This is a genomic window from Mycolicibacterium pyrenivorans (assembly GCF_025821625.1).
Taxonomy (GTDB): Bacteria; Actinomycetota; Actinomycetes; order Mycobacteriales; family Mycobacteriaceae; genus Mycobacterium; species Mycobacterium pyrenivorans.
This window is the reverse complement of record NZ_JACKSH010000055.1, coordinates 1-13,153: the sequence shown is the minus strand read 5'-3', so window position 1 is coordinate 13,153 and position 13,153 is coordinate 1. Positions and strand designations below refer to the sequence as shown.

Genomic DNA, 13,153 nt, shown 5'->3' with positions numbered 1-13,153 from the left:
GGGGTGACGGTAGAAGCGAATCTCGACACCAAGTCCGGCATCGACCTCAGCCACATCGACCCCGCGGTGCGCCCGCAGGACGACCTGTTCGGCCACGTCAACGGCCGGTGGCTCACCGAGTACCAGATCCCGGCGGACCGGGCTACCGACGGCGCGTTCCGGACGCTGTACGACCGCGCCGAGGAGCAGATCCGCGACCTGATCAACCAGGCCGCGCAATCGGCCGCCGCTCACGGCACCGGAGCCGCTCCGGCGGCGACATCGGATACCGACGAGCAGCGCATCGGCGACCTCTACGCCAGCTTTATGGACGAGGAGACCGTGCGTGAGCGCGGCCTGGCGGCCCTGCTCGACGAACTGGCGGCGATCGACACCCCGGACACACCCGAGGCCCTGGCCGGGGTGCTCGGCGCCCTGCAGCGCACCGGCGTGGGCGGTGGCGCCGGCTTCTACATCGATACCGACTCCAAGAACTCGTCCCGCTACCTGCTGCACCTGAGCCAGTCCGGCATCGGGCTGCCCGACGAGTCGTACTTCCGTGACGACCAGCACGCCGAGGTCCTGGCCGCCTATCCGCAGCACATCGCGGCGATGTTCGCACTCGTCTTCGGTGGCGACGCGGACACTCACGCGCAGACCGCGGCTGCGATCGTGGCGCTGGAGACCAAGATCGCCGCCGCGCACTGGGATGTGGTCAAGCGCCGCGACGCCGACCTGACCTACAACCTGCGCACCTTCGTCGAGGTGGCCGCCGAGGCGCCCGGTTTCGGCTGGACCGGCTGGCTCGACGGGCTCGGGATCACCGATGAACAGGCAGCCGAGGTCGTGGTGAGGCAGCCGGACTTCCTCACCGCGTTCGCCGGGCTGTGGGCAGGCGAGAGCCTCGAGGACTGGAAGAACTGGCTGCGTTGGCGGGTCATTCACGGCAGGGTGTTCCTGCTCACCGACGAGCTGATCGCCGAGGACTTCGCGTTCTACGGGCGCAGGCTGTCGGGCACCGAGGAGATCCGCGACCGCTGGAAGCGCGGCGTCTCGCTGGTCGAGAGCCTGATGGGCGAAGCGCTCGGCCGCATGTACGTCGAGCGGTACTTCCCGCCGCAGGCCAAGGCGCGGATGGACGAGTTGGTCGCCAACCTGCGTGAGGCCTACCGGGTCAGCATCAACCAGTTGGAGTGGATGACGCCGCAGACCCGCGAGAAGGCGTTGGTCAAGCTCGACAAGTTCACTCCCAAGATCGGTTACCCGAAGAAGTGGCGGGACTACTCGGCGCTGGTGATCAAGCGTGACGACCTGTACGGCAACTACCTGCGCGGCCACGCGGTCGAATACGAGCGCGAGTTGGCCAAGCTCGGCGGACCCGTGGACCGCGACGAATGGTTCATGACGCCGCAGACCGTCAACGCGTACTACAACCCCGGCATGAACGAGATCGTGTTCCCCGCAGCGATCCTGCAGCCGCCGTTCTTCGATGCCGACGCCGACGACGCCGCCAACTACGGCGGTATCGGCGCGGTCATCGGGCACGAGATCGGGCACGGGTTCGACGACCAGGGTGCCAAGTACGACGGCGACGGCAACCTGGTGGACTGGTGGACCGACCAGGACCGCGCCGAGTTCGGCACCAGAACAAAGGCGTTGATCGAGCAGTACGAGGAGTTCGTCCCGCGCGGGCTGGGCGACGGCCACCACGTGAACGGGGCGTTCACCGTCGGGGAGAACATCGGTGACCTCGGCGGTCTGTCCATCGCATTGCTGGCCTACCGGTTGTCGTTGAAGGGCGAGCGGGCACCGGTGATCGACGGGCTGACCGGCGAGCAGCGTGTGTTCTTCGGCTGGGCGCAGGTGTGGCGCACGAAATCCCGTGAGGCCGAGGCGATCCGGCGACTCGCGGTGGATCCGCACTCGCCGCCGGAGTTCCGCTGCAACGGCGTGATCCGCAACCTGGATGCCTTCTACGACGCATTCGAGGTCGGCGAGTCCGACTCGCTCTACCTCGATCCGCAGCGCCGGGTGCGCATCTGGAACTGACGCGATCCGCCCGCCAGCTGGACTCCACCGGTGCGTGGCACACCCGAAGCTTGGCGGAAGCTGGCAATTGGCTACCAAGTCCCTTGGCCGCCAAGCCTGCTCGTCGGGGCACGCCTACCGTTTGAGTCGAGCGACGGCGAAAGGGAGCCCATGACACAGCACCGGAAAACAGTCACCCGCGGGTCGATGGCCGGCGCAGCGGGCGCCGCCGCCCTCGCGTTCGCCGTGAGCTTCGGCGCGGCAGTGGCCCACGCCGACCCCAACGACCCGTCGATGACCGAAGTGACGCCGGACGGTCAGGTGCGGTCGGAGCAATCGGCGAGCGTGTCGAGCAGCGACCGTTGCGTGGCCAACGAGGGGACCATGCCCACGTCGGACGTGCGCACCTCTGACCAAGGGGTTCCCGAGCAGACCGCCGCGGAGGCAGGGCCGGACTGGGTCGGGTCGCGGGGGTGGCAGGCTATCGCGGTCGATCCGTCCGATCCGTGGGGCGGGAACTTCGATCCGCGCAACATCGCGACCGGGCCCGCCTGCAGTCCGGTCTCGGCCAACCACTTCTGACACCTAGCGCGCGGGCTTACCGTCGAGAAGCGGCTTGAGTGCCAGCAGGTAACCGGCCAGGAGCACCAGTGGGGCGGCCAGCGGCAGCCATGGCAACGCGACGGGCACCGCAATGGCGACCGTGCCGACCACGGCGAACCCGACGGCGGTGAACATCGTCGGCGTGCTGCCCGCGCCATCACCGTGACGAAGCACCAGATACGCGGTGCCCGAAAGGCCGGCCAGCGCGGCGTACATCGGCCCGGGATCGGCAAGCACCACGGTCAGCACCGTCAGCAGCACGGCGACGGAGGCGAACGGTCGCAGCCATCCCGCTGCCAGCACGGTGACCAGTGCGGCCCCGGCGACCACCAACGCCCATCGATCCGCCCGGTTCGCGGCCGCGGCGACCATCAGCACGCCGAAAGCGGTCGGCAGCAACGATTCCGGCGAAAGCGCGGTCATCGCCGCGCTCCCACACGATGGTCGGGAACCAGGACCATCGCCTGCTCCAGCGTCGCGGTGCCCGGCCAGCCGACGATGTCGACGCCGACGGTCGCCATGTCGCGGTACATGAAGGAGCGTTGCAGTCCCCACATCCGGTTGACCAGGGGGTCGTGGTCGCCGTCGATCGGACACCCCTCCAGCACGTCGACGGCGACCACCGCATGCCCTCGTTTGCGCAGATCGATAAGCGCCAACGCGAATTCGGTCTCGAGCATGGTGGAGAACGCGATGACGATCGCACCCGGCGGCACGGCAGGCCGCGGGGCCAGGGTGCCGGTCGCGTTCTCGAAGGTGTCGGCCGCGCCGAGCATGGTGTCGAGAATCCGGTAGAACTGCCGCTGCCCGATGTCGGCACCCAGCCAGCGGGTGGTCCGGCCGCCGAGGGCGACCAGACCGGCCCGGTCGCCGTAGCGCAGCGCGCTCTGCACCACCTGGGCCGCACCGCGGGCCGTTCGCTCGGTCGCCGCCGTGGCGGGCCCGGGCGGCTGCGGATAGGTGTCGAGCAGCACCACCACGTCTGCGGCACGGTCGGTGACCCGCTCGGTGACGTGCAGCGTGCCGCGCCGCGCGCTGACCGGCCAGTTCACGGTGCGCAGCTGGTCGCCGGGAACGTAGGGCCGGATGTCGGCGTACTCCACGCCGGGGCCGACGTGGCGGGTGAGGTGGGTGCCCAGCCGGTCGGGAAGGTCGGTCCGCGGGATCGCCGTGGACTGTGGCGGGGCCACGGGGAACACGCACACCTGTGCTGCGTCGGCGACACCGGTCCCCTCGAGCAGGCCGCCGCGGCCGAGCGCCCGCACCGTGGCCCTGATCGGGTATCGGCCCCACCGGGGGGCCTGTACGGTCACCGTCGCGCGCGAGCCGGCCTTTTCCGTCCCACCGACGGCCTCGATCTCCATCCCCGGCACCACCGAGCAGTCCAGCCCGACCACGCCCCCGTCGTCGGCGGTCGCCGACACGGTGACCCGCACCTGCTCGGATTCGAAACACCGCTGCAGCCCGGGGTACCCGTGCACTTCCACGGTAGGCACCGGACGCTGCCAGCCGAGAGAGCACAGTACGCCGAGCAGGGGCGCCGCGAAGGCGACGAGCTCCGCCCTGCCGGTGAGCAACGCGCAGGCGATCGCCACGGCCGCGCACGTGGCAATCGATCGGGTCAACGGCGATGCGCGCCAACGTAACTCGACCGCCGTACTGAAGACCTCGCCGTCGGGAGAACCGGCAGCACTCATTGCGTTTCCCGCGCCCGCGGTACCGGCAGGCGCCGCAGCAGCTCTTCGACCACATCGGCGCCCTGCACCCGCCGCACCCACATCTCGGGCCGCAGGCTGATCCGATGCGCCATCGTCGCCACGGCGAGAGCCTTGACGTCCTCGGGGATCACGTAGTCCCGGCCTGCCAGCAACGCGCGCGCCCGGGCCAGCTGCACGAGGTCGAGTTCGGCACGCGGGCTGGCGCCGACGGCGACCTGCGGATGCTGCCTGCTCGCGGTGGCCAGCGACACCACGTACTGCAGCACGTCGTCGTGGACCGTCACCTGCTCGACCGACTCCTGCATCGCCAGCAGGTCTCGGTCGTCGACCACCTGCTGCACGGTCGGCGGTACCGATCCGCGGTCGAGGCGGCGGCGCAGCATCGTGGTCTCTTCCGGCCCGGACAGATACTTCAGCTCCAGCCTGATGGCGAACCGGTCCAGTTGCGCCTCCGGCAGCGGGTAGGTGCCCTCGTACTCGATCGGGTTGTCCGTCGCCAGCACCAGGAACGGCTCGGGCAGCCGGTGGGTCACCCCGTCGATGCTGACCTGGTGTTCGGCCATCGCCTCCAGCAGCGCGGCCTGCGTCTTGGGTGGTGTCCGGTTGATCTCGTCGCCGAGAAGCAGATTGGTGAAGATGGGGCCGCGGCGGAACTCGAACCGGCCGGACTGCATGTCGTAGATCGTCGAGCCGAGAAGGTCGGCGGGCAGCAGGTCGGGGGTGAACTGCACTCGCGTGAACTCGAGACCGAGCGCAGCGGCGAAAGACTTTGCGATGAGCGTCTTCCCGAGGCCCGGCAGGTCCTCCACCAGTGCGTGCCCGCGCGCCAGCACGGTGATCAGGATCAGGTTGAGCGCCCGCCGCTTGCCGACCACGACCCGGCCGATCTCGTCGAGCACCGATTCACACAGGGCGGTGGTCGTCGCCGGTTCGAGATCAGGCGTCACAACCGCTCCAGACGTTGAAGGATCTCGTTCAGGGCGTCGCGGCCGGGTCCCGGCTCCTGGCCCCCGGTGCGTGAGATGTTCTCCGGATCCACCCACTGCCAGAGCTGTTCACCGAACAGCATGCGGCCGGCGGCGTGAAATGCTCTCGGATCCTTGGCTTTTCGCTGGCCGGCGGCGAGTTCGAACTGCCGGGCCAACATCGGGCGCAGCCGGCGGTCCCAGTCGGAGCGCGACGACTCCGACCAGGAGATCAGCGTCTCGGTGCGGGTCAGCCAGCGTCGCAGCGCCGCACCGGAATCACTGCCTTCGGCCTCGTCGACGGGGTCGGCGGTCCCATGCGTCAGATACCACCGCGCGGCCAGCAGCACACCCGCGAGCGCGGCGCCCGTCACGCCGACCACCAGATCCCGGTCGAACTGAGCCAGTGCGAACAACTGCACCGCCACCACCAGGAACGCCCCGGCGACAACGAGTTTCCTCATGAGGCGCCCTGCAATTCACGCTGTACCAGGCGCAGCGCCCGCACCGCGTCCGCGCGGTGCCCCTCGTTCATCACGTGGGGGCTGAACCGGGCCTCCTCGAACAGGTCGACCAGTTCGGTCGCGCTGTCGGGGCGCAGCGCGTGCCCTTCGACCGCCCGGGCCAGCACCTCCGCCGGGGTGTCGGAATCCTGCGGGGTGATTCCCGGCGACTTCTCCAGTTCCCGCTCCATCGCCGCGTAGCAGGCGATGATCGCCTCGCGGGGGTCGCGGCTCCGGTCGCCGATCTCGGCCAGCCCGAGTTCGGCGGCCCTCGCGAGATCGGGTCCGGCGGATCGCGCCGGCGTGGGCGTGTCGGCGTCGTCGACGGGCGCTGCTGCCGCGATGCCGACGCGCCTGCGGCCGATCATCGTCGCCACGGCGGCGAGGACCACCATCGCCATCGTGGCCGCCGCGAGCAAACCGAACGCGTCACTGCCACCGCTCGGCGTCTCCGGCGGCGGGGGTGGCGCGCCCCCGGTCTCCCGGGGAGCGCCGGGTTCGGGGTCGGCCACCGGCACGTCGTCGACGGCGAGAACGGATCCCCACTGCATCAGCAGGACGACCACCACTAACCAGGCGAGCAGCCCGGCCGCGGCGATCAGCAGCAGCCGCCACGGCACCGCGGTGCGCTCGCCGCGGTATTGACGCGGTGGCTCCCCGGTGGCGGGGGTAACGGCGCGGCGCCGCGCCTGGGCGATGATCGAGATCGCGATGACGGTGATCGACACCGCGAGCATCACGCCGACGGCGACGAGGCTGCCTGGTCCCTCCGTCGCGGGTTCGCGCGCAGCCGGTTCGGCGCCTGGCAGATAACCCCGCAGCGCGATGATGGCCAGCAGCACCGACACGACCACGGCGACCGTGCGCGCCGCGCTCTTGCCGTCACCGGGCATCGGCCCACCCTCAGCTGGATGCCGAGGACCGGGACGGCCTTCGGCCTGTCCTCATCGTGGCACGGCGCGCGTGCCACGCGCCGGGAAAGCGGGTGGCTTATCCCGTCAGAACATCTGCCAGTCCGACGCCCCGTCGGGTTGGGTGTACATCCCGCCGTCGGTGTTCTTGATGACGACCGCGTCTCCGCTGCCGAAGTTGTCGAAGAACCACTGGGCGTTGGCCGGGCTGAGGTTGATGCAGCCGTGGCTGACGTTGCTCTCGCCCTGGGACCCCACCGACCACGGCGCGCTGTGCACGAAGATGCCGCTGTTGTCGATGCGGACCGCGTCCTGCACCTTCAGCTTGTAGCCCTCTCCGGACGGGTCGTCCACCGGCACCCCATAGGTCGAGGAATCCATCACCATGTCGGCGAACTTCTCCAGCACGTAGTAGGTGCCGTTCTTGGTCTCGTAGCCCGACTTGCCCATCGAGACGGGGAAGGTCTTCTCCAGTTCGCCGTTGCGGACGATCTGCATCTGCTTGGTGCTGTCGTCGATGGTGGCGACCAATTGTTCGGGGACGCTGAAACTCGACTTGGTGCCTGCGGCGTCGATGTTGACGACCGTGCCGGCGGGCCAGAAGTCCTGGGGCCGCCAGCGCACCTGGGTGTCGCTGGTCCAGTAGAACCTGCCGGGCACCGGCGGGTTGGACGAGATGTGGATCGCGGCCTCGGCCATCGGCTTGTTGGCGATGGGCCGCTGGAAGTTGATGTAGATCGGCTTGGCGGCGCCCGCGATCGACCCGTTGGTCGGGTTGAACGACGGCGGCACGAACGGCGGCTGACCGACGAACGGCGTCGGGTTCTGTCCGGCGGGGGTGCCCTCGGGGATGGCCATCGGCTGCCCGGGCACTGCGGCCAGCGGATCGACCGCCGCCGGTGCGGCCGGGTTCGTCGCCGGCGGCGCCGGGGGTGCCGGGGGTGCCGGGAACGCGAACGGGTTGGCCGGCGGTGGCGGCGGCGCCAACGGATCGACGGGCGGTGGGGGCGGTGGCGGTGCGGGTTGCGCGAGCGCCGACGGGGCGCTCAGGGTGAGCCCGGCGACGACGGTGGCCGCCATCAGCGTGGCCATCAGTCGGCGTGTGGTTCGCTGCCGCATGCAGTTACCTCCAGTTCAGCGAGTCATTCCAGTGTGGCACAGCGCGTTGATCGCCCCCGCCTGCGCTCGTGCCCGCCAGGCCCTGGGAGTCCCCCGACCAAGGGCACTGACCTGCACTGATATCGGTGACGGGCGCGGATGCGTTACTGGGTCGCCGAGATGACGGAATTCGTTGCGTGGCGACGGACGTTCTGTGGTCCATGCCGACGATTCCCCCCGGATACCTGGATACGAGTCCCTGCTCCAGCGTCCGCTGTACGGTCACCTCGCCACGACCCGGCCGGATGGAAATCCGCAGGTCAACCCGATGTGGTTCGACTGGGACGGCGAGGTGCTGCGCTTCACGCACACCACGAAGCGCCAGAAGTACCACAACATCGCCGCCAACCCCCACGTCGCGATGTCGATCAGCGATCCGGACAACCCGTACCGCTACCTGGAGGTCCGCGGTGTGGTCGACAAGATCGTGCCCGACCCGACCGGTGCGTTCTATCTGCAGCTCAACGACCGATACAGCGGCCCGCTGACCGAACCGCCCGCCGACAAGGCCGACCGGGTGATCCTCGTCGTGCGTCCCACCGGGTTCAGCAAGCAGTGACCGGTCGGGCAGGCTGATCCCATGATCGTGGCGTTCAGCATCAGTCCCTCGGGCGGCGACGAGACCGGCGGAGTCGGTGACGCGGTCGCCGAGGCCGTCCGGATCGTCCGCGCCTCGGGGTTGCCCAACGAGACCAATGCGATGTTCACCAACGTCGAAGGGGACTGGGACGAGGTGATGGCCGTGGTGAAGCAGGCCGTTGATGTCGTGGCCGCGGTGGCGCCGCGGGTCAGCCTGGTGCTCAAGGCCGATATCCGGCCCGGCTACACCGGCCAGCTCACCGCCAAGGTGCAGCGCATCGAGGACGCGCTCGATCGGTTGGCCGCGGGAGAGTTCCGGTTCGCCGACGAGGATTGACCCCGATGCCACCGCAGACCTGGGTCAGGACCGCACCAGCCGGGCGATGGCCGCCGACGCCTCGGCGAGCTTGGCGTCGGCATCCGAGCCGCCGGCGGCGACCGCATGGGTGACGCAGTGGCCGAGGTGTTCGTCCAGTAGTCCCAACGCGACGGACTGCAGCGCGCTGTTGACGGCACTGATCTGGGTGAGGATGTCGATGCAGTACTTGTCCTCGTCGATCATCTTGGCGATTCCGCGGACCTGGCCCTCGATGCGGCGCAACCGCTTCGCGTAGTTCTCCTTCTTCGGGGAGTAGCCATGAACGTTCGGGTCGGCTGCGTCCGCCGCGGCGTCGGGTCCGCTGGCGTGGGGGTTCTGACTCACGGCTTGCTGCCTTCCAGCATCTGCTTCATCTGCCCGATCTCGGCTTCCTGCGTCTTCACCATCGTCGTGGCCATGGCGATGGCGTCGACGTTCTTCCCGTTGGCGATCTCGGCCTTCGCCATCTCGATCGCCCCCTGGTGGTGACTGATCATCGATTCCAGCCACAGTCTGTCGAACTCCACGCCCTTCAGCGACTCCAACCGGGCCATGGTGGCGCCGTCGACCATCCCCTGCATGGTCTGGCCGTGCCCGGCATGTCCATCGCCCGGGTAGATGCCGGCCTCCGGGTTCTCGTTCCACTGCACCAGCAACACGTTCATGATGTTGATCTCGGGCTGCTGCACCGTGGCGATCTGGCTCGCCAGCGCGGTCAGCTCCGGGTTCGTCGAGCGGTCCGCCACCAGCTTCGACAGCTCGATGGCCTGCTCGTGGTGCGGAATCATGTTGGTGGCGAAGGAGACATCGTCGGCGTTGTAACCCGCGGGCTCCCCGGTGATCACGGGCGTCTCGGGGAACGGGCCCTCCGCCTGCCCGCCGGAATCTGCGGGTCCGCTACAGGCCGCCATGACGACGGCGGCGAGCACGGCGGCGGAAGCTGCGGCCACGCGTGCGGCGAGTGAACTCATGGGTCCAGCGTACTAGTACCCCGTGGGGGTATTGATAACGGTTTGGCCGGGGGAAACACCCGGGGGCATACTTGGGCGCATGCCCTCAGGCCCTGACACTGAAGCCACGCGTCGGGTGGACCCCGACACTGAAGCCACCCGTCGGGCGGAGCCCGACACTGAAGCCACCCGTCGGGCGGAGCCCGACATCAAGCCCAGGAGTCGTGACGTCACCGACGGTCTCGAGAAGGCCGCGGCCCGCGGAATGCTCCGGGCGGTGGGCATGGAAGACGACGACTTCGCCAAACCGCAGATCGGCGTCGGGTCGTCGTGGAACGAGATCACGCCGTGCAATCTGTCGCTGGACCGGCTGGCCAAGGCCGTCAAGGACGGCGTCTTCCAGGCCGGGGGCTTCCCGATGGAGTTCGGCACCATCTCGGTGTCCGACGGCATCTCGATGGGCCACGAGGGCATGCACTTCTCGCTGGTGTCGCGCGAGGTCATCGCCGACAGCGTCGAGACGGTTATGAGCGCCGAGCGCCTCGACGGCTCAGTGCTGCTCGCCGGCTGCGACAAGTCGCTGCCCGGCATGCTGATGGCCGCCGCCCGCCTCGACCTCGCGAGCGTCTTCCTCTATGCCGGGTCGATCCTGCCGGGCAAGGCCACGCTGACCGACGGCACCGAGATGGACGTGACGATCATCGACGCGTTCGAGGCCGTCGGGGCGTGTGCCCGCGGCCTGATGACCCGTGCGGACGTCGACATCATCGAGCGTGCGATCTGTCCCGGCGAGGGCGCCTGCGGCGGCATGTACACCGCCAACACGATGGCCTCGGCCGCCGAGGCCATCGGCATGTCGCTACCGGGCAGCGCCGCCCCACCTGCCACCGACCGCCGCCGCGACGGGTACGCCCGCCGGTCCGGCGCCGCCGTCGTCGAACTCCTGCGGCGCGGCATCACCGCCCGCGACATCATGACCAAGGAGGCGTTCGAGAACGCCATCGCGGTGGTGATGGCGTTCGGCGGCTCCACCAACGCCGTGCTGCATTTGCTGGCCATCGCCTACGAGGCCAACGTGAAGCTCACGCTCGACGACTTCACCCGCATCGGGACGAAGGTGCCGCACCTGGCCGACGTCAAACCGTTCGGCAAGCACGTGATGTTCGACGTCGACCGCATCGGGGGTGTGCCCGTCGTGATGAAGGCACTTCTGGATGCCGGTCTGCTGCACGGGGATTGCCTGACGGTGACCGGCCAGACCATGGCCGAGAACCTCGCGCACATCGCTCCGCCCGATCCCGACGGCAAGGTGCTGCGCGCGCTCGCCAACCCGATCCACCCGACCGGCGGCATCACGATCCTGCACGGCTCGCTGGCCCCCGAAGGTGCGGTGGTGAAGTCGGCCGGCTTCGACTCCGACGTGTTCGAGGGCACCGCAAGGGTTTTCGAGCGTGAGCGGGCCGCACTCGACGCGCTCGAGGACGGCACCATCACCCACGGCGACGTCGTCGTCATCCGCTACGAGGGACCCAAGGGCGGGCCGGGGATGCGCGAGATGCTGGCCATCACCGGCGCTATCAAGGGTGCGGGCCTGGGCAAGGACGTCCTGCTGATGACCGACGGCCGGTTCTCGGGCGGCACGACGGGCCTGTGCGTCGGGCACGTCGCCCCGGAGGCGGTGGACGGCGGACCGATCGCGTTCCTGCGCGACGGCGACCGGATCCGTCTCGACGTCGGTAACGGCACGCTGGACGTGCTGGTCGATCCCGACGAGTTCGAGGCCCGCAAGGCGGGTTTCGAGCCGCTGCCGCCGGTCTACACCACCGGCGTCCTGGCCAAGTACACCAAGCTGGTTCACTCGGCGGCCACCGGCGCCGTGTGCAGCTAGTCGCCACGGACCGCGCTCACTGCGGCAGGCCACGGGAGATCCTCAGCGTTCGATTACGTTCGAGCATGAAGACTTGACCCTCACGCGACGTGAGGCACCAGCCTGATGGACGTGACGCAGGAGACGAGGGTGGACGAACTCACCGTGGGCGATGTCGCTGAGCGATTTGGCATCACGGTCCGGACGCTTCACCACTATGACGAAATCGGGTTGTTGACCCCGAGTCGGCGTGCAGCCTCGGGGTATCGGCTTTATACGTCGGCAGACCTGACGCGCCTGTCCCAGATCATCGTCTACCGCCGGCTCGAGCTGCCTCTTGACGAGATCGCGAGCCTGCTGGAAGACGGTGACGAGGTCAGCCACCTGGTTCGCCAACGCGAACGCGTCATGTCCCGGCTCGATGAGATGAAGGGCCTCGTCGAGGCAATTGACCAGGCATTGGAGAAGGCGATGACGAACACCCCCATGACCGACGACGACATGCGCGAACTCTTCGGTGACGGCTTCGACGACTACCAGGCAGAGGCCGAGCAGAAGTGGGGCGAGACCGAGGAGTGGAAGGAATCGCAGCGCAGAGCGAAGGCCTACGGCAAGGACGAGTGGGTCCAGATCAAGGCCGAGGGAGAAGCTGTTGAGAAGGCCTTGTCCGACGCCTTCCGCGCCGGGCTCCCGGCCGACTCTGAGGAGGCGATGAATGCGGCAGAGCAACACCGGCTTCACGTGAATCGCTGGTTCTACGACTGCCCGCCGGCCTTCCACCGCAACCTGGGCGACATGTACGTGAGCGACCCCAGGTACGTCGCCACCTACGACGAATCGTTCGGGCTCCCAGGCCTTGCGGCCTACTGTCGCGAGGCGATACACGCGAACGCGGACCGAGCCGGCCACTGACGCGATCGGCGTGATCCGTCGCCCGAGCGTGACCCCGGGCCAACGGCTCGGGGTCTTGCTGCTAGTTAACTGACTGTGGTGGTTGTGGTTGGAAGGGTTGGTACCACCACCAGTCGGCGCGTTCGCCGGTGGGCCCGGGGTATGGGGCGACCGCGGGTGGGGGTGTGGTGGGTGNTGGTGGTTGTGGTTGGAAGGGTTGGTACCACCACCAGTCGGCGCGTTCGCCGGTGGGCCCGGGGTATGGGGCGACCGCGGGTGGGGGTGTGGTGGGTGGGCGGGCCAGTGATCCCGCGCTGAGTTTTTGGCCGGTGTTGTCGGTGACGGTGAGGTGGTGGGCGGGTCCGGTGATGGTGATGACGCCGCGGTGGTGTGCCCGGTGGTGGTAGGGGCAGACCAGCGCGAGGTTGTCCAGTTCGGTGGGTCCGCCGTCTTCCCAGTGCTGTAGGTGGTGGGCGTGCAGGCCGCGGGTCGCCCCGCAGCCGGGGACCACGCAGGTGCGGTCGCGGTGCTCCAGGGCGCGGCGNAGCCGGCGGCCGACCGTTCGGGTCGCCCGCCCGGCACCGATGGGTTGGCCGTCGCGTTCGAACCACACCTCGCAGGTGGCGTCGCAGAGCAGATAGCG

At 69.0% G+C, this 13,153-nt stretch carries 15 protein-coding genes; 6 read left to right on the top strand and 9 right to left on the bottom strand.

Annotated features, from left to right (window positions below; all coding sequences use genetic code 11):
* The first annotated feature begins 3 nt into the window (after positions 1-3).
* Positions 4-2,028 carry a M13 family metallopeptidase gene (locus tag H7I57_RS08130; RefSeq protein ID WP_264022888.1) on the top strand — a complete coding sequence of 675 codons (2,025 nt, stop codon included), beginning with the start codon at positions 4-6 and terminating at the stop codon, positions 2,026-2,028.
* A 150-nt stretch (positions 2,029-2,178) separates the two neighbouring features.
* Positions 2,179-2,589 (top strand): hypothetical protein, encoded by a 411-nt coding sequence (locus tag H7I57_RS08125; RefSeq protein ID WP_264022887.1) that lies wholly within the window; start codon positions 2,179-2,181, stop codon positions 2,587-2,589.
* A 3-nt stretch (positions 2,590-2,592) separates the two neighbouring features.
* Here the strand turns inward: H7I57_RS08125 and H7I57_RS08120 are convergent, their stop codons facing one another.
* From H7I57_RS08120 to H7I57_RS08095, 6 genes are all read right to left on the bottom strand, one after another.
* The gene (locus H7I57_RS08120) at positions 2,593-3,033 is read right to left on the bottom strand and encodes a hypothetical protein (protein ID WP_264022886.1); all 441 of its coding nucleotides are present in this window, start codon (positions 3,031-3,033) and stop codon (positions 2,593-2,595) included.
* Positions 3,030-4,307: a DUF58 domain-containing protein gene (locus H7I57_RS08115; RefSeq protein WP_264022885.1), complete on the bottom strand. Its 1,278-nt coding sequence runs from the start codon at positions 4,305-4,307 to the stop codon at positions 3,030-3,032. Before H7I57_RS08115 ends, H7I57_RS08120 begins: the two co-directional genes overlap by 4 nt.
* Positions 4,304-5,275: an AAA family ATPase gene (locus tag H7I57_RS08110; protein ID WP_264022883.1), complete on the bottom strand. Its 972-nt coding sequence runs from the start codon at positions 5,273-5,275 to the stop codon at positions 4,304-4,306. Before H7I57_RS08110 ends, H7I57_RS08115 begins: the two co-directional genes overlap by 4 nt.
* Positions 5,272-5,757, bottom strand: coding sequence for a hypothetical protein (locus tag H7I57_RS08105; protein ID WP_264022882.1), 486 nt, complete (start codon positions 5,755-5,757; stop codon positions 5,272-5,274). The genes H7I57_RS08110 and H7I57_RS08105 overlap by 4 nt, the downstream gene beginning before the upstream one ends.
* Positions 5,754-6,689, bottom strand: coding sequence for a DUF4129 domain-containing protein (locus tag H7I57_RS08100; RefSeq protein ID WP_264022881.1), 936 nt, complete (start codon positions 6,687-6,689; stop codon positions 5,754-5,756). Before H7I57_RS08100 ends, H7I57_RS08105 begins: the two co-directional genes overlap by 4 nt.
* Positions 6,690-6,794: 105 nt before the next feature.
* On the bottom strand, positions 6,795-7,826 hold the full coding sequence (locus H7I57_RS08095; protein ID WP_264022879.1) for a L,D-transpeptidase: 1,032 nt from the start codon (positions 7,824-7,826) through the stop codon (positions 6,795-6,797).
* 193 nt (positions 7,827-8,019) lie between these two features.
* On the opposite strand from H7I57_RS08095, the gene H7I57_RS08090 reads away from it, so the two are divergent.
* Together H7I57_RS08090 and H7I57_RS08085 are read left to right on the top strand one after the other, a co-directional pair.
* Complete coding sequence (locus H7I57_RS08090) at positions 8,020-8,424, top strand: PPOX class F420-dependent oxidoreductase (protein WP_264022878.1); 405 nt, start codon at positions 8,020-8,022, stop codon at positions 8,422-8,424.
* Between the two features lie 21 nt (positions 8,425-8,445).
* Complete coding sequence (locus H7I57_RS08085) at positions 8,446-8,781, top strand: thiamine-binding protein (RefSeq protein ID WP_264022877.1); 336 nt, start codon at positions 8,446-8,448, stop codon at positions 8,779-8,781.
* 24 nt (positions 8,782-8,805) lie between these two features.
* Here the strand turns inward: H7I57_RS08085 and ricR are convergent, their stop codons facing one another.
* Positions 8,806-9,147, bottom strand: coding sequence for a copper-sensing transcriptional repressor RicR (gene ricR, locus H7I57_RS08080; protein WP_264022875.1), 342 nt, complete (start codon positions 9,145-9,147; stop codon positions 8,806-8,808).
* A complete protein-coding gene (locus H7I57_RS08075) occupies positions 9,144-9,773 on the bottom strand; it encodes a DUF305 domain-containing protein (RefSeq protein WP_264022874.1) in 630 nt (209 codons plus the stop codon). The genes ricR and H7I57_RS08075 overlap by 4 nt, the downstream gene beginning before the upstream one ends.
* Positions 9,774-9,852: 79 nt before the next feature.
* Here H7I57_RS08075 and ilvD point away from each other — a divergent pair, with 79 nt between their 5' ends.
* Positions 9,853-11,640 (top strand): dihydroxy-acid dehydratase, encoded by a 1,788-nt coding sequence (ilvD, locus tag H7I57_RS08070; RefSeq protein WP_264022873.1) that lies wholly within the window; start codon positions 9,853-9,855, stop codon positions 11,638-11,640.
* A 129-nt stretch (positions 11,641-11,769) separates the two neighbouring features.
* Positions 11,770-12,531, top strand: coding sequence for a MerR family transcriptional regulator (locus H7I57_RS08065; protein ID WP_264022903.1), 762 nt, complete (start codon positions 11,770-11,772; stop codon positions 12,529-12,531).
* Between the two features lie 61 nt (positions 12,532-12,592).
* On the opposite strand, the gene H7I57_RS08060 is transcribed toward H7I57_RS08065, so the two are convergent.
* Positions 12,593-13,153: HNH endonuclease signature motif containing protein (locus H7I57_RS08060; RefSeq protein ID WP_372510146.1), on the bottom strand; the 561-nt coding region annotated here is incomplete at its 5' end.

Excerpts from the sequence above, each read along its gene's own strand:
- H7I57_RS08115 (WP_264022885.1), bottom strand. The coding sequence starts at position 4,307 with ATGAGTGCTGCCGGTTCTCCCGACGGCGAGGTCTTCAGTACGGCGGTC.
- H7I57_RS08085 (WP_264022877.1), top strand. The coding sequence starts at position 8,446 with ATGATCGTGGCGTTCAGCATCAGTCCCTCGGGCGGCGACGAGACCGGC.
- H7I57_RS08075 (WP_264022874.1), bottom strand. The coding sequence starts at position 9,773 with ATGAGTTCACTCGCCGCACGCGTGGCCGCAGCTTCCGCCGCCGTGCTC.
- ilvD (WP_264022873.1), top strand. The coding sequence starts at position 9,853 with ATGCCCTCAGGCCCTGACACTGAAGCCACGCGTCGGGTGGACCCCGAC.
- H7I57_RS08105 (WP_264022882.1), bottom strand. The coding sequence starts at position 5,757 with ATGAGGAAACTCGTTGTCGCCGGGGCGTTCCTGGTGGTGGCGGTGCAG.
- H7I57_RS08120 (WP_264022886.1), bottom strand. The coding sequence starts at position 3,033 with ATGACCGCGCTTTCGCCGGAATCGTTGCTGCCGACCGCTTTCGGCGTG.
- H7I57_RS08100 (WP_264022881.1), bottom strand. The coding sequence starts at position 6,689 with ATGCCCGGTGACGGCAAGAGCGCGGCGCGCACGGTCGCCGTGGTCGTG.
- H7I57_RS08095 (WP_264022879.1), bottom strand. The coding sequence starts at position 7,826 with ATGCGGCAGCGAACCACACGCCGACTGATGGCCACGCTGATGGCGGCC.
- H7I57_RS08125 (WP_264022887.1), top strand. The coding sequence starts at position 2,179 with ATGACACAGCACCGGAAAACAGTCACCCGCGGGTCGATGGCCGGCGCA.